General features: G+C 37.2%; 24 protein-coding genes and 1 riboswitch. Of the genes, 3 read left to right on the top strand and 21 right to left on the bottom strand.

The features are described from left to right. Positions 1–347: 347 nt before the first annotated feature. The 7 genes from M3225_RS23290 to corA form a co-directional block, all read right to left on the bottom strand. Positions 348–1,655 (bottom strand): ATP-binding protein, encoded by a 1,308-nt coding sequence (locus M3225_RS23290; protein ID WP_251398407.1) that lies wholly within the window; start codon positions 1,653–1,655, stop codon positions 348–350. A gap of 80 nt (positions 1,656–1,735) precedes the next feature. After that, positions 1,736–2,488, bottom strand: a complete 753-nt coding sequence (locus M3225_RS23285; protein WP_251398190.1) for an STAS domain-containing protein — start codon at positions 2,486–2,488, stop codon at positions 1,736–1,738. Next, positions 2,475–2,852, bottom strand: coding sequence for a cobalamin B12-binding domain-containing protein (locus tag M3225_RS23280; protein ID WP_251398187.1), 378 nt, complete (start codon positions 2,850–2,852; stop codon positions 2,475–2,477). The genes M3225_RS23285 and M3225_RS23280 overlap by 14 nt, the downstream gene beginning before the upstream one ends. Further along, complete coding sequence (locus M3225_RS23275; protein WP_251398184.1) at positions 2,843–3,133, bottom strand: B12-binding domain-containing protein; 291 nt, start codon at positions 3,131–3,133, stop codon at positions 2,843–2,845. Before M3225_RS23275 ends, M3225_RS23280 begins: the two co-directional genes overlap by 10 nt. 140 nt (positions 3,134–3,273) lie before the next feature. Further along, positions 3,274–3,999 (bottom strand): response regulator, encoded by a 726-nt coding sequence (locus M3225_RS23270; protein ID WP_251398181.1) that lies wholly within the window; start codon positions 3,997–3,999, stop codon positions 3,274–3,276. Next, entirely contained in the window at positions 3,992–5,578 is a 1,587-nt protein-coding gene (gene dcuS / locus M3225_RS23265; protein ID WP_251398405.1) for a DcuS/MalK family sensor histidine kinase, read from the bottom strand. The genes M3225_RS23270 and dcuS overlap by 8 nt, the downstream gene beginning before the upstream one ends. A gap of 154 nt (positions 5,579–5,732) precedes the next feature. Next, entirely contained in the window at positions 5,733–6,698 is a 966-nt protein-coding gene (gene corA / locus M3225_RS23260) for a magnesium/cobalt transporter CorA (RefSeq protein WP_251398178.1), read from the bottom strand. Between the two features lie 226 nt (positions 6,699–6,924). On the opposite strand from corA, the gene M3225_RS23255 reads away from it, so the two are divergent. Beyond that, positions 6,925–7,305 carry a ferritin-like domain-containing protein gene (locus M3225_RS23255; protein ID WP_308215767.1) on the top strand — a complete coding sequence of 127 codons (381 nt, stop codon included), beginning with the start codon at positions 6,925–6,927 and terminating at the stop codon, positions 7,303–7,305. Positions 7,306–7,359: 54 nt separating this feature from the next. Here M3225_RS23255 and M3225_RS23250 read toward each other — a convergent pair whose 3' ends face one another. Continuing rightward, positions 7,360–8,526: a M20 family metallopeptidase gene (locus tag M3225_RS23250; protein WP_251398175.1), complete on the bottom strand. Its 1,167-nt coding sequence runs from the start codon at positions 8,524–8,526 to the stop codon at positions 7,360–7,362. A gap of 254 nt (positions 8,527–8,780) precedes the next feature. Here M3225_RS23250 and M3225_RS23245 point away from each other — a divergent pair, with 254 nt between their 5' ends. Then, on the top strand, positions 8,781–9,533 hold the full coding sequence (locus M3225_RS23245; protein WP_251398172.1) for a lipase family protein: 753 nt from the start codon (positions 8,781–8,783) through the stop codon (positions 9,531–9,533). A gap of 25 nt (positions 9,534–9,558) precedes the next feature. Here the strand turns inward: M3225_RS23245 and M3225_RS23240 are convergent, their stop codons facing one another. The 9 genes from M3225_RS23240 to M3225_RS23200 form a co-directional block, all read right to left on the bottom strand. Further along, positions 9,559–10,047 (bottom strand): DinB family protein, encoded by a 489-nt coding sequence (locus M3225_RS23240; RefSeq protein ID WP_251398169.1) that lies wholly within the window; start codon positions 10,045–10,047, stop codon positions 9,559–9,561. 947 nt (positions 10,048–10,994) lie between these two features. Next, positions 10,995–11,444: a DUF4176 domain-containing protein gene (locus M3225_RS23235; RefSeq protein WP_251398166.1), complete on the bottom strand. Its 450-nt coding sequence runs from the start codon at positions 11,442–11,444 to the stop codon at positions 10,995–10,997. Next, positions 11,431–11,742: a DUF4176 domain-containing protein gene (locus M3225_RS23230; protein ID WP_251398162.1), complete on the bottom strand. Its 312-nt coding sequence runs from the start codon at positions 11,740–11,742 to the stop codon at positions 11,431–11,433. The genes M3225_RS23235 and M3225_RS23230 overlap by 14 nt, the downstream gene beginning before the upstream one ends. After that, a complete protein-coding gene (locus M3225_RS23225) occupies positions 11,739–11,981 on the bottom strand; it encodes a hypothetical protein (protein ID WP_251398159.1) in 243 nt (80 codons plus the stop codon). Before M3225_RS23225 ends, M3225_RS23230 begins: the two co-directional genes overlap by 4 nt. Positions 11,982–12,396: 415 nt before the next feature. Continuing rightward, a complete protein-coding gene (locus M3225_RS29980; protein WP_374109850.1) occupies positions 12,397–12,609 on the bottom strand; it encodes a T7SS effector LXG polymorphic toxin in 213 nt (70 codons plus the stop codon). Positions 12,610–12,623: 14 nt separating this feature from the next. Further along, positions 12,624–12,908 (bottom strand): YwqI/YxiC family protein, encoded by a 285-nt coding sequence (locus M3225_RS23215; RefSeq protein ID WP_251398154.1) that lies wholly within the window; start codon positions 12,906–12,908, stop codon positions 12,624–12,626. After that, on the bottom strand, positions 12,908–13,273 hold the full coding sequence (locus M3225_RS23210) for a YwqH-like family protein (protein WP_251398399.1): 366 nt from the start codon (positions 13,271–13,273) through the stop codon (positions 12,908–12,910). Before M3225_RS23210 ends, M3225_RS23215 begins: the two co-directional genes overlap by 1 nt. A gap of 30 nt (positions 13,274–13,303) precedes the next feature. Next, positions 13,304–13,504, bottom strand: coding sequence for a hypothetical protein (locus M3225_RS23205; protein ID WP_251398151.1), 201 nt, complete (start codon positions 13,502–13,504; stop codon positions 13,304–13,306). 237 nt (positions 13,505–13,741) lie between these two features. Then, entirely contained in the window at positions 13,742–14,266 is a 525-nt protein-coding gene (locus tag M3225_RS23200) for a type 1 glutamine amidotransferase domain-containing protein (RefSeq protein WP_251398148.1), read from the bottom strand. 305 nt (positions 14,267–14,571) lie between these two features. On the opposite strand from M3225_RS23200, the gene M3225_RS23195 reads away from it, so the two are divergent. Next, positions 14,572–14,994 (top strand): DoxX family protein, encoded by a 423-nt coding sequence (locus M3225_RS23195; protein ID WP_251398145.1) that lies wholly within the window; start codon positions 14,572–14,574, stop codon positions 14,992–14,994. A 65-nt stretch (positions 14,995–15,059) separates the two neighbouring features. Here the strand turns inward: M3225_RS23195 and M3225_RS23190 are convergent, their stop codons facing one another. The 4 genes from M3225_RS23190 to M3225_RS23175 all read right to left on the bottom strand — a co-directional run bounded on the left by M3225_RS23190 (position 15,060) and on the right by M3225_RS23175 (position 18,828). Further along, a complete protein-coding gene (locus M3225_RS23190; RefSeq protein ID WP_251398142.1) occupies positions 15,060–16,223 on the bottom strand; it encodes a M20 family metallopeptidase in 1,164 nt (387 codons plus the stop codon). 229 nt (positions 16,224–16,452) lie between these two features. After that, positions 16,453–17,250, bottom strand: a complete 798-nt coding sequence (locus M3225_RS23185; RefSeq protein ID WP_251398139.1) for a HoxN/HupN/NixA family nickel/cobalt transporter — start codon at positions 17,248–17,250, stop codon at positions 16,453–16,455. Positions 17,251–17,383: 133 nt separating this feature from the next. Then, a riboswitch (cobalamin riboswitch) is annotated at positions 17,384–17,566 on the bottom strand. A gap of 105 nt (positions 17,567–17,671) precedes the next feature. Continuing rightward, positions 17,672–18,091, bottom strand: a complete 420-nt coding sequence (locus tag M3225_RS23180) for an organic hydroperoxide resistance protein (protein ID WP_251398137.1) — start codon at positions 18,089–18,091, stop codon at positions 17,672–17,674. Between the two features lie 143 nt (positions 18,092–18,234). Then, positions 18,235–18,828, bottom strand: a complete 594-nt coding sequence (locus M3225_RS23175; protein WP_251398135.1) for an undecaprenyl-diphosphatase — start codon at positions 18,826–18,828, stop codon at positions 18,235–18,237. Between the last annotated feature and the right edge of the window lie 80 nt (positions 18,829–18,908).

Raw genomic sequence — 18,908 nt, 5'->3', positions numbered from 1 at the left:
CGATATTATAAACGATTTTTTCATTTCAATTAAACGAATTTATCAGTGGCCATGTGCATTAAATCTATACCGACCTCAATTTCCGTATATTCACAAATAAACCTTTCTTATCTCAAGGGGCCCTGTCAATCCATCAGTAGAAAAATCGGTTGTTGCCTTAACTTTTCTACATCAATATACATAGCTTCAACTATGATACACTATTGCTTCTATAGAAAACAATATGATCCTCTTTATTATGGACGAAAACTTGTATAAGAAGGAGGTTTTATGTCCTATATGGATCCAGACGTAAAGGGCTCAGCCACTTACTTCCTCTTTTTCAAGAAAACAGCCGCCTCCCTGAACTACGAGAGGCGGCTGTTTCGTTCTATAATTGGCATATCAATAGTAACCGTTGTCCCTTTTCCTTTACCGCTTTTAAAATGCATGGTACCTTGATGACGCTCCATGATTTTGTAACATACGGCCAGCCCTAAGCCGGTGCCAGCTTCTTTCGTAGAATAAAACGGCGTACCCACTTGTTCAATCCTCTCTTGACTCATTCCGACTCCATTGTCTTCAAAGTGAATCAATGCTCGTGTATCTTTTTCTTCAACTATTATTGTAATATGACCTTTCTCAATGATAGCTTCTACACCGTTTTTGATAACATTGATGAACACTTGTTTCAACTGATTTGCATCAGCCGAAACATAAATAGGCCTTTTTGCTTTTTCTTTCAATAAAATAGAAACATTATTTAAATTAGCCTGCGCTTCCATTAGCGTAATAACTTGTTTTAAAATCTCGCATAAATGGGTCTTTTCAAAAGATACATGCTGCTTTTTTCCAAGAATGAGCATTTCACTGGAGATTAAGTTGATGCGGTCAATTTCAGACATCATGATATCTAAATATGTGTCATTTGTTTCCTTAGATGCTTGCATAACCTGTACAAAACCTTTTAAAGAAGTAAGCGGATTTCTAATTTCATGTGCTACGGCACCTGCCATTTGTCCAATAACCGACATTTTTTCCGAGGTTATCATAAGCTCTTCATCTTGACGGTATGTAGTAATATCGCGTGCAATCATAAATACACCTACCACCTGCTTATGAACGACGATGGGAAGCAAAGAACACCTAAGCAACCGTCTTTCTTGCTTTCTATTGATAACATTCATTTCGAACTTAGCACCTTTTCCATTCAGCACTTCTTTAAAATAATCTTTGCACATATCAAACTCTTCAGCTGCGATAAGAGCTGAAGGTTTCATCTTTTGCAATTCTTCACTGGAGTATCCAACGATTGCTTCACCTTCTGGATTAGCAAGAAGAACTTCACCTGTTTTACTTATTTCAAAAACGCCATCGGGATTATGTTTGAATAAAGATTGATAGTGCTGATTGCTCGTTTGAAGTTCGTGTTCTTTCACTACGAGCTCTTGCTGGGACTCCACTAGTTTATAAGCTCTCCTATATACCAACCCATATAAAATAATCCCCGTAGCTAAAATAAAAAACCAACCTTTGTATTGTTGAAAAAAAATATATACTTCAAAACGACCTTGCGCTAATGTTCTAGATATATTATCAGATATCAAGATCCATACAGCACCAATAATAATATATATAATTGAAATTCTTAAAGCTACTTTGCGCGCGTGTTTCACCAAATTTTAATCACCTGTTTATCAGTATTGATCCCCTGTCTTATTGTTTTTATATGAAGTGTTCACTTTTCGTAGCCATTTCATGCCGTGGGAAAAAATTGATGAATGGCCTGACCTAAGTTACTAATAGATTTTACATTTGCTTGAAAATGATACTGATGAAGCCATTGACTATGATCGGGTGTCACACCTGTTAGATAAATCTGTACGCCCATTAGCTGAAATTCCCATATTAAATGTTCTAATGCTGCAACACCTCGTTCATCAATTTGACCTATTCCATTAAAGTCAATGATAACTCGATCAACCGTTTCTTCATCTATCTGTTTGAGCAACCGATGTTCATTTTTCATGATGACTTCCTCAAATAAATCGCCAAACAGAGGTATAAGTACCATGTTGTTCGATAAATGAATAAACGGTCCCGACAGCTCTATAACTCGGTTCATTGCTTTTTCTAATCGTTCTTTTTGCAGCAGCAGTTCTAAGTCTGTTTCAGATAAACGCGCTGTATGTTGTTCGATTTTTTCTGAAAGGATTCTAATTTGAGAATCTTCCTCTACACATATTACATGCGCCTTATCTTGCTCCCATTTGCAATTCACTGTATAAAGAGACATCTTAGCTTTGCGCGAATGCATGACTAATTCTGTTTTTATTTTCTCCTTCTTCCCTAATCGTTTTCTAGCTTTGTTCTGACTATCTTCGTCAACAATTTCTAAAAAATGTTGAACCTCTCCGAATAAAGCAGCTGCTTCATCAGATTGCGCTAGAATATTCATTTCCTCATCCATAATAAAAACAGGAAGCGGAGCATATTTAATAGTCGACAACCTTAATCCCCCTAATTGATTGATAATGAAAAAGCTCTTTCAACTCCTCTAGCTGTGCAATAAATCGAACTTGATTTGTTTGAATAAGAGGAAACTTATAGTTTGAAACAACTCGGCCTCCAACTAAAATAAGCGGCTGATGTTTTGTCTTTTGTAATCCTTTTATATATTCGTTTGCTTTTTCTATATAATGAGTCAAACTGAACGAAATTCCTACTAAATCAGGTTTCCATTGTTCAACAGTATGCCTTGCATGTAAAAGCGGAGAATCTGCTCCTAAAAGTTTCGTCTGCCATCCGTGCTCCTCAAATAGAATGGAAATCATTTTTATATCTAAAAAATGCTGTTCATTCTCTATACACAAAAACAGACCTTTTTTTCATTTTTAATAACTTCTTGTCTTATACACAATTGATAGCGTGACAAAACATAGTCACAGGTAGTAGTAGCTAAATGTTCATCAGCCACTGAAATTTCATCTTCTTCCCACATCATACCGATTTGAGCCATTGACACTGAAATGAATTGCTGAAAAATATAAAATGTATCGAAACCCTGCTGTCTTTTTTTCCACACAATATTCCAAGCTTCATCTTGATTCCCTGATAACAGTAGTTCAGTCAAGCGTTCTATGCTTTCAATCAAGAAAACACCTCTTTTTCAGTCAAACGACTTGTTTTTTACTCTGTTATTATCAACCATACCACTTAAAGCACTGGCACTCTACAGTAAAATATTCTCACACCGACAAAATAGCAGAGTACATCTCTGACGGCTCAATCCTTTCACTTTTCAAAGTCAATGAGGTAATGATGCAGCAAGTGACGGTTTTGTTCATTATATAAGTACGCATAAACAGGACGTCCTATTGTGCCGTAAGTCATTCTTTCCCCCAGAAGACCTATATCTGTTAGAAATTTTAAATATTTTCGAATAGACACTCTTGAAATTCCCGTTTTTTCAGCTACATCATCAGTTGAAAAAGGGTGATTTTTAAGATACTCAATGGCTTCTATGATGACTTCTAATGTTCCTGTCGTTAGACCCTTAGGCAACGGCTCTACCGGAACTTCTTTTATTTTTTTATTAGACAGCAGCCCGTCTAATTCCTGTTGATTGAGCTGAGGTTGCTGTTTTAACGTACGAAATGTTTGTTTGTAAGCCGAAAGTGCTTGATAAAAGCGTTCAAACGTAAAAGGCTTAATCAGATAATCAATCGCTCCGTAGCGTAAAGCTTGCTGAATCGTTTGGGCATCCGAAGCAGCGGTGATAAAAATAACGTCTATTTCCTCTTGTTTTGTTCGAATCTCTTGTAAAACTCTCAAACCATTTTGCCCAGGCATAAAGATATCAAGCAGCACTAAATCAACTTGATATTCATTTACCTTCCCCAAGGCTTCATGACCCGAATGAGCAACAGCGACCACTGTAAATCCCTCTATCTCTTCAATGTACTTTTGATTAAACTGAGCAACCATTGGGTCATCTTCAACAATTAATACTTTAATCAACTTGATCTCTCCTTGTTTCGTACGGAATATCAATATAGAATGTGGTACCGCTATTTATAAATGAGTCAATGACGATTTGGCCGCCTAGTTCATCAATCGTTTGCTTCACTAAATGCAACCCAAACCCTCTGCTCGTTCCTTTTGTAGAAAAGCCTTTCTTGAAAATCTGATTCATTATATCGGAAGGAATGCCGCAGCCTGTATCCATAACTTGAATCGTAAGTTTATTGTTTTTATACACAAGCATAACGGACACTTTTTTAGAGGCTTGATGACAAACTGAATCAATTGCATTATCAATTAAATTCCCAATAATGGTAATAAGATGATGAGTAACGTGTGGATCTGAAGGTTCTGGAATAACTTCATCAGCAGAAAACGTCAGTTCTACGCTTTCTTCTCTAGCATAACTCATTTTGCCCATCAGAAACCCTGCCAACGCATGATCTTTAATAGATTTAGTCACTGAACTAGATTCATCGAGACGGTGATTGATAAGCTGATGAATATACGTTTTTAGTTCATCATAATAATTCATCTGCACCATTCCTAAAATCACATGAAGTTTATTCATAAATTCATGTGATTGCGCTCGAAGCGCTTCCACATACATTTTAACACCTGTTAGCTGTTCTGCTAAGATATTAACTTCTGTTTTATCCCGAAACGTAGAAAGTGCCCCTACAATCTCTTCATTTACCACTAGCGGAACCCTATTAACCACAATGGCTACTCCATTTATGACTTGCTCTTCATCATAATGAGATTCCCCAGTAGACAAAACGTCATCCAACCTGGAGGAGGGCATATATTCTCGAATAGACAAACCGATTGGCTCTGGTGCTAATCCTGCTTTAACAAATAAGCGACGTGCAGAGCGATTAGCAAGTGTAATATTACCTTCTTTATCAACAGCTATCACTCCTTCACGAACCGACTGCAGCATTGTGCTTCTCTCTTCTAGAATTTTAGCAATTTCGGAAGGTTCTAAGCCAAATAAAATTTTCTTTATGTAATTCGCTAATAAAATAGCACCAAGAACTCCTACAAGCAAACCAATTAATGAACCTAAAACAATACGACGATGCCCATCTCTAATTGCTTCATTTACATTATTCAAAGAAATTCCAACAGCTACTGCGCCAATCTGTTGATTTTTTTCATTATAAATAGGTGCAAAAGCGCGCAGAGATTTATCAAGCGTTCCTTTTGATACAGATACATAAGATTTCCCGTGCAATGACTTTTGCTCATCTCCTCCAGCAAACCTCTTTCCTATCTTTTTAGGATCTGGGTGAGATTGACGAATTCCGTTCATATCCATAACAACGATAAACAAGACGCTTGATTTTTCACGAATTCGTTTAGTAAATTCTTGAATTGACTGAGGTGTTTTTGTCTCTAGTCCTTCTTTCACGTTCGTTGATTCCGAAATAATCGTAGCAATAGTCCGAGCTTTTTCAGCCTGTTGATCTCGAATATTTTTTCCAATTGAATTGCTAACTAATAAATCCGTTAACAATAGCGATAGAATCACCACCATGCATACAAGCAGCACCGTGATGCTTCGCAGCCCCATTCTTCCGTGTTTCACATTCTTCCCTCGCTTCCCTGCTTTTCTTGTTTATAGCACAAGAAAAAGATCTTATCTAGAGCCAGATAAGATCTTCGCTTATTTAATTTCATTTTTACTGAGTTGATTAACATTTATACAGGAAGGTTAACAGTCTACTTTATAGTTTAGGTCCTTTTCGATACTTGAACCATCCCATTTTATAAAAGGCAAATACCATTACGCCTACAAGCCCAATCATCACGCCTAGTATAATAAAATAATTATATTTCCCTGTCAGTTCCGGCATGTATGAAAAGTTCATGCCATAAAGGCCAGCAATAAACGTTAAGGGTAAGAAAATAGCTGACATCAGCGTTAGCGTAAACATAATTGAATTCATACGGTCCGAGTTAATGGACATAAAACTTTCTCGGATATCATTTGATAAATCCCTGCTCGCCTGCATAATTTCAATCATATTTAATAAATGATCATAAATATCATTAAAATAGCGAACCTGCTCTTTTGCTTTTAACGCATTGGTTGACATAATACGATACATTAAATCTCTCATAGGATTCAAAATGCGGCGCATTCGTGACAAATCACTTCGGATGTCATAAAGCTGCCTCATTAATTCGTCCATCGGCTCGTCTTTTGCATTGTCTTCAATGTCGTCTATGTGATCTTCAAATTTATAAAGCACAGGGAAATATTCATCAACCGTATGATCTAAGAGTTCATACATGATATCCCACGTTCCATCTTCGGTAGCCTCAGGGTCTTTTTTGATAAGCTCCCACACCCTAGCCACGCTCGTTAGCTTATCCAGATGGTAAGTGACTAAAAAGTTATCCCCTACAAAAGCAGACACTTCTAAGTGCTCAAGCTCTTCTTTATGAAGTGCATAATAGACTAAAAAATAATGCTCGTCATACAACTCGAATTTAGCCCGCTGACCTTGATTTAAACAGTCTTCAACTGCTAAGGGATGAAAATTGAATTGTTCAAGTTGCTTTTTTTCTTCATCGGTAGGGTTGTAAAAATCAACCCAATACCATTGAAAGTCATGGCTTGAACGAATCTCATTCATTTCTACTTCTTTAATAGCCCCTTCTTTGGTTTTAGCTACAATTTTAATCATAAGATAACCTCTGTCTTTTTTGATACTATTCTCTGCACGTACCCTCTTTACCATTTTGTTAAACTTTTTTCTTTTAATGTACGCCTTTTCTTGTCTATACATACGATGATGGTGACTACAAGATAACAAAACGGTGAGGAGGTTTATCCATATGTATGAATTTTACTCCTAGCACGAAGAATATTGGGAAGATGATACAAGACAAAACGAACAGCTTTTAAGAGATATAAATAAAGCTGTAAACGATGAGTTTTCTGCTATTCACTACTATACACGCCTAGCAGAGCTGGCTCCTAATAATCAATTTCGACAAGCTATATTAGGTATTCGGCAGGATGAAATTAAACACTTTGACTGGTTTTCTAAAGCCTATTGTGATTTATCGAGTAGCTATCCACAAATTTCATTAAATATAAAACTGCCAAATACTTTTCAAGAAGGGATCTCTGAATCCATTAAAGACGAGGTAGAAACCGTTCCATTTTATCAATCAATCGCTGGAAGAATCACAAATGCTCGGATTCAAAGCCGCATTTTTCGAGCCGCAAGCGATGAACAGCGCCACGGTCAAATTTTTCGAAGCATTCAGTCCCATTCCTCATACTAAATAATACGCTTGCGGCTGCAAGCGTATTATTTAGTATGGCTTTATCATTACCCCTTACTTTATAGCACTAAATTCTTCTTTGATTTTTTGAAGCAACGTTTGATTTGTTAATACATCATACCCTGTTAATGCCATTGTTTTTGCACCGAGTATCATTGCTTCTCTTCCCTGCTCACTTAAAGCTGCTTCTCTAAATTCGTGCGTATGACAAACAAAATAATCATCACAAATTTGAATATACGGATGAATAGCCGGAACAACTTGGCTTACATTCCCCATATCTAAAGATCCATGATCGCCTTGGTCTTCTGTAATGCTTTGTTCACTCACGCCTAATGAGATTAGATTTTTTGTATAGACATCAGATAATGTTTGATTCGTTTGCATATCATCATAAGAAAACTCATAGTTTGAGATTTTTAATTCTGTTCCTGTTGCTAGAGCAGCACTATTTGCACAAGCCTTCACCTTATCTGTCACTTCATCTACATATGCACGAGTTGAGGCGCGGACATAAAATTGCGCTACTGCATAATCAGGTACAACGTTGGCTGCCTTGCCTCCCTCTGTAATCACTCCATGGATGCGTACATCTGGCTTCACATGCTGGCGAAGCGCATTAATACTGTTGAACGTTTGTAATACGCCGTCTAACGCGTTGATTCCTTCATGAGGAGCAGCAGCTGCGTGCGCAGATTTCCCGAAAAACTCAAACTGAATGGCATCCATCGCAAGAGAACGCCCGCTTTTTTGGTGACAGTAATAAGGATGCACCATCATCGCTACGTCTAAATGATTAAAAATACCTTGTTCAGCCATCGTTACTTTGCCGCCCCGTGTTTCCTCTGCAGGCGTGCCGTATACGTATATTTTACCGCCTGTTTCTGCTACTGCTTTACTAAGACCGATACCAGCTGCGATTGACATTGTTCCAATTAAGTTATGTCCGCATGCATGTCCGAGATCCGGCAGTGCATCGTACTCAGCCATGAATCCAATCGATGGACCTGGCTTTTGACTGTCATAAACAGCAGTAAAAGCCGTTGGCAAGTCACATGTGCCCATTTCAACTGTGAACCTTTGTTCTTTTAAAACATCCGTTAATGCTTTGCACGCTTTGAATTCTTCGTGGCCAAGCTCAGGGTTTTGTCCAATATATTTGCTTACATCGTAAAATGTATCCTGTAATTTATTAATTGTTTCATTTATTAGTTGTTTCATTAGTCGTACTCCCCTTTTAAATATTTAAACAAATTATAGTATATTCATTCATTTTTTAAAAGCTAGTTTTTAAGACTTGTTTTCCTACCTTCTTATTTTTGGTCAAAATATATAAAAACATTTAGAAAACCTTCAAACTCATTTAACGATAAGCTATGCACATTCCACAATTATATATAGAGAAATACCTGCACTTTTTTCTCACGAACACATAGGCTATAGGAGTTATTTTCTATTAGAAGGTGTGAAAAACAATGATGAGAATAGAGCCTTTATTTGATCGTCCTTTAGCTTTAAACCTTCTTTATGCGTGCGTCTTAGCTTATAAGCAATACGCACAGGGAGGCACATTTGATGTACCTGAAAGCTATAGGCTTGTTAAATCGTTTAAAGCTTCTGCCGTAGGGGTGCAAGAGTGGTTTGGTTTTATTTTAGAATCCGATGAATCCATTGTGATTGCCTTTCGAGGAACTCAATCCGAGGCAGACTGGATTGCTGATGCCCGCATTAGGCAGTGCCCTTACCCATACAATCAACAAGCTGGTCTCGTCCATGAAGGTTTTTTAGCGGTTTACGAATCATGCCGTGATGAAATTTTTGAAACGTATCAATCGCTTCCCCCCAAGCCGCTTTATATAACGGGGCATAGCTTAGGTGGTGCACTTGCTATTCTTCATGCCTTAGACGTCGCCACAAACGCATCTTTTCCAGAGGTTACAATGTACAACTATGGAGCTCCTCGAGTAGGTGATCCTCAATTCGTTCAAACATACACAAATCTTGTTTCAAATAGCCGCTGTTTTGTTAACACGACGGATACGGTTCCTAAAATCCCTCCGAAGCGACTTTATTCCCCTTCCACCAAGCAAATAATTTATTACGATCAAGACCCTCTTCAACTCTCGTTTACGATTCAAACAGGTTCTACCGTAGGGAACCATAATCCCCAAACATACAGTGTTGGTATTTGGATGATGGCGGACTATCCTATTTTGGTCCAAAAATAAAAAAACAGGCGGACTGCCTGTTTTTTTATGCACCAATTGCTGTTTTGATTTCTTCTATTTGTTCTTGATGGCGCTTTTCGTGATAACCAATAAAGTCAATCCATTGCTTTAAATCCATTAATCCAAATACAGGATGTGGAAACGACTTTTGTTTTAGCTTATCTTCACTTGCTGTTTTTTCTAGCTCTACTAAAGCCGCTCTTGATTCTGCCAGCTTACTTTTCATTTCTTCTAGCTTCTGCTTTTCATTAGACGGTGTAACCTGTGCTGGTGCATCTAATTTTCGTGAACGGTCTACTGCTAAATGAAATGGCTTTTCTTCAGTCGGCTGATCTACACCATTTTCTAACTGATCTTTTATACGTGAAACAATCATGCGCTCCATCAAATATAAATGTTCTAATACTTGCATAACACTCCATGTATTAGATGCTGGCTGCTGATTTAATTGTTCATACGATAATGATTCTACACTGCTCAATACGTCATTTCGAAACTGTTCATTCTTGTTCATTTTTAATCCCCCCTCTAACTTATCGTATCAAAAAACTCTTCTATATAAAAAAGATATCCCTTTACTTAACCGTGTTTTAGCTGCAATTGTTTCACGTGAAAAAAATTATATTTTCTATTTGACATAGATCAACCGGGGTGTTATATTTATATTTCCGGCTTTTCTTTAATAGCTAGACATAGTGAAAGTAACTTGAAAGGATGTATCGTACAATGCAAGGTAAAAATACTGGCATTCGACACATGTCTTTGAACAAAACTTATTCACACTGGATCGGCTTCGGAGCCGTAAGGATGCAAGAGAGGTAGGGCTTGCGTCGTTTAGGTTAATCGATCATGTGGAAAAACAAACCGCGGCAATGGATGAAATCCATGCAAGCACAATCAATGCTAATTGTGCCCTAACAACAACGAAACATACAAAACCCAAAATCATGGATTTTATAAAGAAAGTAATCATTTTGTTTTTACACTTGCAAAAAGCAAGTTACTGATAAGAAACACGAACAAAAGCGAGCAGATGCATCTGCTCGCTTTTTTAATGATAATTTTTCATTATACTCTATTCAAATCCTTTTTATTAGTAATCATATAAAAGCCTCTGGCATATTTTTTATACATCACGTAATTAAATAAATTAAAGCGAGCAGTGATATGCTCGCCTTAATTTAATATATTAATTTCTCACTTTATTTTTTAGTAACCTGTTTCTTATAAACAAAAAAATAAAAGATATGAAATAGAAAGGAACTAAAATGACAACAATAGCCCAAGGAGAAAATGGATTTCCCAATGCAGTTTCCTTTATGTATAATAAAACAGTTGAAACAGTACTAAATATTAAAATTAATAATGCAACTACAAATAATAATTTTGCAATCACTTTTTTGGTTTCGAACTGACTAGACAAAAAATGTTCACCCTCTTTTATCATGACTAAATTTCTTTTTACATTCCTTTAGAAGACGATTGTTTATCTTGCTCCTCTAGAAATTTTTCTCCTTCAGGAGTATCGTAGCCTTTATATAGTACTTTTTCAATACGGCTTCGATCAAAAAACACATTGTAATCACTAGAAATATTACCTTCAGGATAAGGTACTGATACATAATCAAAGATTTTCTGACTTGACTCTTGCTTTTGATTTTGTCCATAAATCATCACTAGCTTCTCTACATTCTTCAGCTTGACAACTGTTCCAATTGGTAACAATTTAGAAGTGTCTACGTCCACATTCTTCTTGGTAGGTTGAGACGTATTTTCTTTTTGAATATTCGTTTTTTCCTCTGTCTTCTTCTCTTCATCGTTTTTATTCTCACTAGAAGTGTTTGTCGAACATCCTGCTAACGCCAAGAAGACTATCGCTGTAACACATAAAATTAATTTAATTTTTTTCATCACTATTTTCTTCCTCTACTCTAGTCATAATATCGCTCTCGATTTTTTCTCTCATTTTTAATTCAGTTTCAGACTGCATTCCAACATGTTCAATAGTTTCAATCATATTTCGATTAAAAAACACATTATACTCATCTGTAATGTTACCTTCAGGATAAGGTACTGCCACATAGTCAAAAATTTCTTCTGATGAAGTCTGCTTTTGATTTCTTCCATACACCATTACCAACTTACGCACATTATATAACTTCACAACACTTCCAATAGGTACAAGTGTATTTTTATTTAAATTATTCATTTGACCTCGTCCTTTCCAATTCTTTTAGTAGCTTTTGCTCTGATAAACAAGGAAATGGCTGATGTACCATAGAAAAAACCGCCTACACCTAAGTATATAGGTGCAAAACTTAAACCTGGATAATCAGCAGCAAAAAACATTAAGCATACCATAACGACAGTTCCGGCTACAGACATGATAACTGCATATAACAACAACCCAATTCTTAAACTTCTGTTAAAATATGTTTTCGTATCCATATATTCCCCTTAAAATTATTCATCTTTTTCAAAACCAAAATGAACTCCCGTTCCTACACCAAACGAGACTTGAGCACCTGTTTCCTCAGGGCTTAAACTTCCTGCTATAGATGCACTTCCTAATAAAATATCTCCACGTACATAAGGATCGTATTTAATACCAAACCATTCTTCTAAGGGCTCATATCCCAACCAATTTAATGGTTCAACTTTCACTTCAATTTTTGCAGCAGTTGCCTCTGCTCCAGCTGATATCCCATAATTCTCATAAGCAGCACTAGCTTCAGCTACACCTTCTGTTATATCTACACCAATTGGAGATTTTTCGTGTGAAAAAGAACTTTTTGATACAACAGCACCGGCTTTTCCTCCAATTAATTGTCCATATAATAATTTTTCAGATAAGGACGATATGCTATATGGTATAGAACATAAGAAAAGGCTTGTGACATTCTTGATAGAATTGACGAATTTTTTCTCCTCCCTCACCTTTAAATGAAGATTCGAGAGCAATAATTCCATCAACGCTATTCCCTATCTGGCTCACCATCTTTTGTTGAACTGCTATATTTTTTTTTGTATTTAAAATTGCTTCATGAAAAGCATGAGCATCTAACACTTTTGCCATGGCATACACTCCTTTTATTTTAAGATAGAAGTAAATACAGTTGAAAGCTTTTGATCAGCTTCCTTCATTAATTCTACTGAATTTCCAGCCATTTGTTCGCTCTTTATTAGTAAGGCCTGATAAGACTTAAGAAGCGCCTCTAATTTAGTGTTAATATCGCTTAACCTATCCATTGTGTCTAGGACATTAAGCCCCTTCATATCTTGAGGAAATGAGGGATCTAAAGCTTGAGCAGATAATTGAAGCTGTGAAAGCGCAGTATCAATTTCAGAGTACTTCATTAAAATTTCTTTTCCCATCAATAGGCTCCTTCCTTATTATTTTTTTCTTTTTCAAGAGCTTCTTCATGTTTTATAATTAGCTGCTGAGTTGCTTGAATGGAGCTTTGAATAGACTCTATCTTTGTATCAATTTCCTCAAAAATTTGGGTAAATTGAGTTGTAAGTATATTTTGGTACTTTTCTTGTATATCGTGATCTCTTAAAGTATAAAAAGTAGTTGCTTTATTGCCTTTAAAACTGTCTGGTGAGCTAGCTGGATGCTTAACTAAACGTTTTTTATCAGCAAATTCTTTTTCATATTCCTCTAAGCTTTTTCTACAACTTTGTAGGCGTTTTAAATTTTCTTTTTCATTACTCAACGTTGTGTTATAGAATGTTAACATGACATCCAATACGTATCTCCCCCTTTTCCATTACTTTAATAACACCCGGTTAGCTACTTTATACGCAATAAATATAAGCGCAGTTGTAATTAAAAACTGTACAATAATCATAATCCAGAATAGACTCCGACCGTTCCAAATTAAAAATGTTGTTGTCATTTGCATCACAAGCGCAAAAATATAAAAGATTATACAAGCAATTTTTCCGTAGCGCCCCCATAATTCACTCACCAGTATCCCTCCCTTTCTTTGAAGCTACTGCCTAATAAATTGATCCACCTTCCATCATACGCGACCTATTCTTTACCAATAAATAGGTCATCCCTACGGTCTTTTACACTATTTGTATATGATTTATTCAAATCAATGTAATTTTTTTCATAACCTTTAGTCTCATATACCCGACACCCCTCAAGTTGGAAACACCTTACAAAAAAAGCCGAAACCAGTGTGGTTTCGGCTTTTTGCTTATTGCTCTGCTAGTACATCAGCAAATGCTTTTGCATAAGGAGGAAGGTCTGGCGGACGGCGGCTTGAGATGACGTGTCCGTCGATTACGACTGCTTCATCATGCCAAATGGCTCCGGCATTTTCCATATCATCTTTGATTCCTGGCGTACTTGTTACGTTTCGGCCATCTAAGATTTTTGCAGAGATTAATACCCATCCTGCATGACAGATTTGGCCGATTGGCTTTTGCTGTTCATCCATATGACGAACCATTTCAATCACTTCAGGGTAGCGGCGCAGTTTATCTGGCGCCCAGCCTCCAGGTACTAAAATAGCGTCATATTCAGCTGGATCTACATCTTTAAATGAATAGTCCGATACGGCTGGAACACCGTATTTCCCCATGTACGTTTCATTTGCTTTTTCTCCAACTAAATGTACTTCTGCTCCTTCTTCTCGAAGACGCATCACTGGATACCATAGTTCTAGATCTTCAAAGTCTGCACTAACAAGCGCAATAACCCTTTTATTTTCTAAACGCATCGTAACACCTCCGCCATCAGTATAGCATGTTGGAGAATGAGATTGAAAATAAGGGACTGACTTGTACATAATTAAAGGAGTTTTCAAGTGCTCATTAGGAAGCTTTTGTATGCCAAATGGTCTAATTTCATATTTTCACTTGACTAAGGACGAACATCACACTACAATGTGTAGTGTGATGTTCATAATGTTGAAAAATTATCCAAATCAGAAAGACTTTCTGATTTGATTGCTATATTTCTTTTTTCGGGCTTTCACACTACATAATGTAGTGTTTTTCAAATACACTTAAAGGAGGAAGTAAAGTGAATAAAAACGTCGAAATTGGTTCACTTATTATTCGTTTAGTATTAGGTTTTACATTTTTAGTACACGGTCTTCAAAAATGGCAAGGCGGGATTGAAAATACAGTAGGGTTCTTTGATAGCCTAGGAATCCCTGGTTTCATGGCATACATTGTTGCAACGATTGAACTTGTAGGTGGGGTTCTTATTATTCTTGGTCTAGCAACAAGAGTCGTAGCTGCTTTATTTGTAGCGATTATGCTTGGCGCTATTTTCACAGCAAAGCTTAAAAGCGGATTTGTAGGCGGATTTGAGTTTGATATCGCCTTAATTGCAATGTCTGCTCACTTGTTTCTTGCAGGAAGCCAATTCCTTGCTCTTGATCAAGTGGTATTCAAAAAGAAAGAAACTGCCTTTTCTCTTCAAGAAGAAAGCAGTAAATAAAAAAAAGCTTATACTCTCCCAATATAAGCTTCTAACTTAATCCCCGCCTTTTGAGGCGGGGATTTTTATATTTGCAACAACAAATTCGCAAATAAAGAAGAACGCTCGGACAACGTATCAATTTGGATATGTTCATATTCCGCATGTATTCCTTTTCCGCATGCTCCCAATCCATCTAGTGTGGGAACGCCAATGGCCGCTGTAAAATTGCCATCGCTTCCGCCTCCAACAGCTGCTTCTTCTAATTTCATTCCCAGTTTGGCCGCGATTGACTGAGCGCATTCAAATAACTCTTCCGTTTGTTTAGACTTGACCATCGGAGGACGGTTCATGCCTCCCGTTACTTCTAGCTTAATCCCTTTTAAAATGGGGGTTAAATTCAAAATAATATCCGTCATGCGTTTAGCTTCTTCTTCTGTAGAAACACGTAAATCCACGTGCGCTTCTGCATATTCCGGCACTACATTTGTACCGCTGCCTCCCGTAAATGTCCCAACGTTCACCGTTGTACCTTTTTCGTAATCTGTTAAACCTTGAAGGAAAATCACTTGGCGCGCCAGCTCTTCAATAGCATTGATTCCTTCTTTGTGGTGATTACCCGCATGTGCTGCTCGTCCCCATACTTTTACGGTGAAAATTCCCGCTCCTTTGCGCGACGTTTTTAACGCGCCAGAACCCGCGACCGCAGGTTCTGCTACTAGCACTGCTTCACTTCTTTGTGCTTCTTCTTCAATATATTTTTTAGAAGAAATCGACCCAATCTCTTCATCTGAATTGCAGAAAAACACAATTTTTTTATCCAGCGCTAAGCCGAGCTCTTGAATCGCTTTAATCGCCCATATAGATTGCACAATGCCACCTTTCATGTCTAAAATTCCCGGACCGTACAGCTTGTTTCCCTCTGTTCTTAAGCTCAGCCTTCCCTTTTCCCATACCGTGTCAAAGTGACCAATGATTAAAAGCTGCTTTTCTCCTTCTCCAATCGTAAATTTCAAGTGGTTTCCTACTTCTTTTTCTTCTATGACTTCGTGCCCTACGCCTAGACGCTTTTGAAACAGCTGCGTTAAATACATTCCACACTGATCCACTAACTCTTTACTATAGGATGGTGATTCTTTTTTCACAAATCCAACTAAATCTTCAAGCATCTCTTGTTCATGTTCTTTTAAATAACTAAATACACTTTGTTCTACCATTACCTGACTCAAATCAATTCCTCCTCCAAACAACCCCTGCTGCCTGCATTCACTAATTTTATTTATCGTACGTATGAGTATGTTCTACGTTTCACATAACGATCTTAAATTATCCTTAATTATAATGGTTTTCAGACAATTTTCCATCCTTAAAATACAGATAATACTTTAACTTATTCATAACCGACCGAAAATAGCCATAAACTTCAACAAATTCATACAAAAAAGCTTCAATCTTCAACAGATTAAAGCTTTCATTTTATTAATTGACATTTATTTTGATATTTTTCCCTTTTGATTTCACACTCACAAAAACAAACATAGACACTAAGAAAATAAACAGAATAACGCCAACCATTTCAAAATTCACTTCGGCCCACGGATTAAAGAAAGTGAACGCTAAGTAGAATGACACACCATATGCGAGAATAACAATAACCCAGCCCATCAAGCGGGAAGCAGATTGTCCAAATTTACTCGATTCATTCACCATTTTATGTACAATCATTGAATCGATTGTATCTGTCAGCATCATGCCAAACATAAATACTAGCCCTAATAAAAGCGGCGTATACTTGCCTGTGTTCCCTACAGCTAGAGACCACACGGCCGTTTGACTGACCGTTTCGGCTGCTAAAGCAAACAACGCTCCTACAAGAATAATTAGGAAAGGATTAGTTGTTCCTTTTGCGATTTTCGGCATAAACTTCCCTTTTAATCCGCTCAGCTGAAACTCTTCCTCTTTATTTTTGGTTCGAAGCAAATGATATGCGTTTAATGTCCCAATTAGAAAAAGCGAGATAATTGATACCCAAGATGCAAAATGATCGAAATACGATGGAAACGTAAAATTTTTCATCACCACGCCCAGCACCCCAGCCGTGACGGCCACAATTCCTCCGTGACCTAGTGAAAACAGTGTTCCGACCCACGGGGCAAAACGGCTGCCCATTCGCCAATTATATCGGGTCTGGCCGTCGATAAAAGCCAAGTGATCGGCATCCAATCCGTGTCTGATTCCTAATAAAAAGACAAGTAAAAAAACTGATAAACCTTCCATTTCCTACACTCCTTTTTTTAAAATAAAACGTAAAAAAGCCTCAATTCTATAGAAATTGAGGATGTGTCGGTATATGAAAATAAACAGCAATTGCTCACTGCGTACCTTGATACACCGCCTCTTTCCTAGAAGAGTCAAGTGTACAGAATAGGTAGGTCTCCTGGCTTGAGATCATCATTTTCTACCGCCTTCCCCATTTTGAGTGACGATATGATAGAAAACTCCCTGCTTACAGTGGCTGGACCGCTCGAGATTTGCACTCGATTCCCTGTTACCTCTTACGCTATGTAAGAGCACCTAAACTGTGCGAATGATTTCATTTTCTTCCTCATTATACTAGTACTGCTTACAAATGAATAGAGAAAATTCAAATAAAAAAATCCCGCTAAGCTTTATATGCTTAGCAGGATTTTTAAAGCAATTAAACTACTTCTACTGTGACGTCTACGTTACCGCTGATTGCTTTTGAATACGGGCAGTATGAGTGAGCTAGGTCTACATATTTTTTCGCTGTTTCTAAATCTAGTCCTTCGATATGAGCTTCAAGCGCTACTCCAATTTTTACTCCTTGATCAGCTTTATCTGGAAGCAGCTGAACCGTAGCTTTTACTTCACTGCTTTTGATTTCTACGCTGTGTTTTTTCAACATAAATTCTAACGCACTGTTGAAACAAGCACTGTATCCAGCTGCAAATAGCTGCTCTGGGTTTGTTGCTGTTGTTGCTTCTCCACCAAGCGCTGGAGGTGTTGCAACATCCAAATTAAAGATGTTATCTAAAGAATGAACTTCTCCTGTTCTTCCACCTGTGTTAACGACTGTTGTTTCATATAAAGCTTTCATGTATAAACCTCTCTTCTTTTTTATTAAAAGTTTTTCATTTATCGTTTCCGTAATTTAATTGTACACAATTCAATTTTAAAAAACAAGTATTAAATGCATTAAAAATTCCCCAATAAAAAAAGCCGCATATTTGCGACTTTTTCTTAATAATATTGAGACTGTTCGTCATAAGCTGATTTTCGAAAAATAGACAGGTTGGTAATAGCCCTCATCAGTTTCGTATTAAAAATAACATAATGAATAAATAACGCCAACACGCAGCCTAAAATGGCTCCTGTTAATACATCGAATGGATAGTGAACACCTACCCATACGCGTGAAAATGCAATGAGTGCACCCATTACAACCCACATGCGCCCTGAACGCTTGAAGTGCAGCCAAATGGTAAAAGTGATAACTAATGCAGATGTAGCATGATCGCTTGGAAATGAAGAATTCGCGGCGTGATCAATAAGCTGATTCACGTGGTGAGAGATAAACGGACGATCTCGATAAGCAAATAAACTAATCACTTTATTGATAAAGACTCCTGTGGCACAAGCACATAAGGCTTGAAATGCTATAACACGGCTGCCGTTTTTATTAATAAGTAAAAACAAGCCGAGTAAAACGATAAGTACATACTGGGCATAATCTGCAAAGAATACCATCAGCGAATCTACAAACTTCACATGCGAGGCATACTGATTCACCGCGTGGAAAATGGTATAATCTACTGAATTAATAGCTGATAACATAATCGAAATCCTTTCTTATTTTTAAATGTCATTAGCTATCTTATCAGTTTCTTGAGAAAATGAACATGATTTTGTCAGAA

Source organism: Priestia aryabhattai (genome assembly GCF_023715685.1).
Lineage (GTDB): Bacteria > Bacillota > Bacilli > Bacillales > Bacillaceae_H > Priestia > Priestia aryabhattai_B.
The sequence above is the reverse complement of the archived record's forward strand: the minus strand, read 5'-3'. Positions and strand labels throughout refer to the sequence as shown.

Excerpts from the sequence above, each read along its gene's own strand:
- dcuS (WP_251398405.1), bottom strand. The coding sequence starts at position 5,578 with ATGGGGCTGCGAAGCATCACGGTGCTGCTTGTATGCATGGTGGTGATT.
- corA (WP_251398178.1), bottom strand. The coding sequence starts at position 6,698 with ATGATTAAAATTGTAGCTAAAACCAAAGAAGGGGCTATTAAAGAAGTA.
- M3225_RS23250 (WP_251398175.1), bottom strand. The coding sequence starts at position 8,526 with ATGAAACAACTAATAAATGAAACAATTAATAAATTACAGGATACATTT.
- M3225_RS23245 (WP_251398172.1), top strand. The coding sequence starts at position 8,781 with ATGATGAGAATAGAGCCTTTATTTGATCGTCCTTTAGCTTTAAACCTT.
- M3225_RS23240 (WP_251398169.1), bottom strand. The coding sequence starts at position 10,047 with ATGAACAAGAATGAACAGTTTCGAAATGACGTATTGAGCAGTGTAGAA.
- M3225_RS23235 (WP_251398166.1), bottom strand. The coding sequence starts at position 11,444 with ATGAAAAAAATTAAATTAATTTTATGTGTTACAGCGATAGTCTTCTTG.
- M3225_RS23230 (WP_251398162.1), bottom strand. The coding sequence starts at position 11,742 with ATGAATAATTTAAATAAAAATACACTTGTACCTATTGGAAGTGTTGTG.
- M3225_RS23225 (WP_251398159.1), bottom strand. The coding sequence starts at position 11,981 with ATGGATACGAAAACATATTTTAACAGAAGTTTAAGAATTGGGTTGTTG.
- M3225_RS29980 (WP_374109850.1), bottom strand. The coding sequence starts at position 12,609 with ATGGCAAAAGTGTTAGATGCTCATGCTTTTCATGAAGCAATTTTAAAT.
- M3225_RS23215 (WP_251398154.1), bottom strand. The coding sequence starts at position 12,908 with ATGGGAAAAGAAATTTTAATGAAGTACTCTGAAATTGATACTGCGCTT.
- M3225_RS23210 (WP_251398399.1), bottom strand. The coding sequence starts at position 13,273 with ATGTTAACATTCTATAACACAACGTTGAGTAATGAAAAAGAAAATTTA.
- M3225_RS23200 (WP_251398148.1), bottom strand. The coding sequence starts at position 14,266 with ATGCGTTTAGAAAATAAAAGGGTTATTGCGCTTGTTAGTGCAGACTTT.
- M3225_RS23185 (WP_251398139.1), bottom strand. The coding sequence starts at position 17,250 with ATGGAAGGTTTATCAGTTTTTTTACTTGTCTTTTTATTAGGAATCAGA.
- M3225_RS23180 (WP_251398137.1), bottom strand. The coding sequence starts at position 18,091 with ATGAAAGCTTTATATGAAACAACAGTCGTTAACACAGGTGGAAGAACA.
- M3225_RS23175 (WP_251398135.1), bottom strand. The coding sequence starts at position 18,828 with ATGTTATCAGCTATTAATTCAGTAGATTATACCATTTTCCACGCGGTG.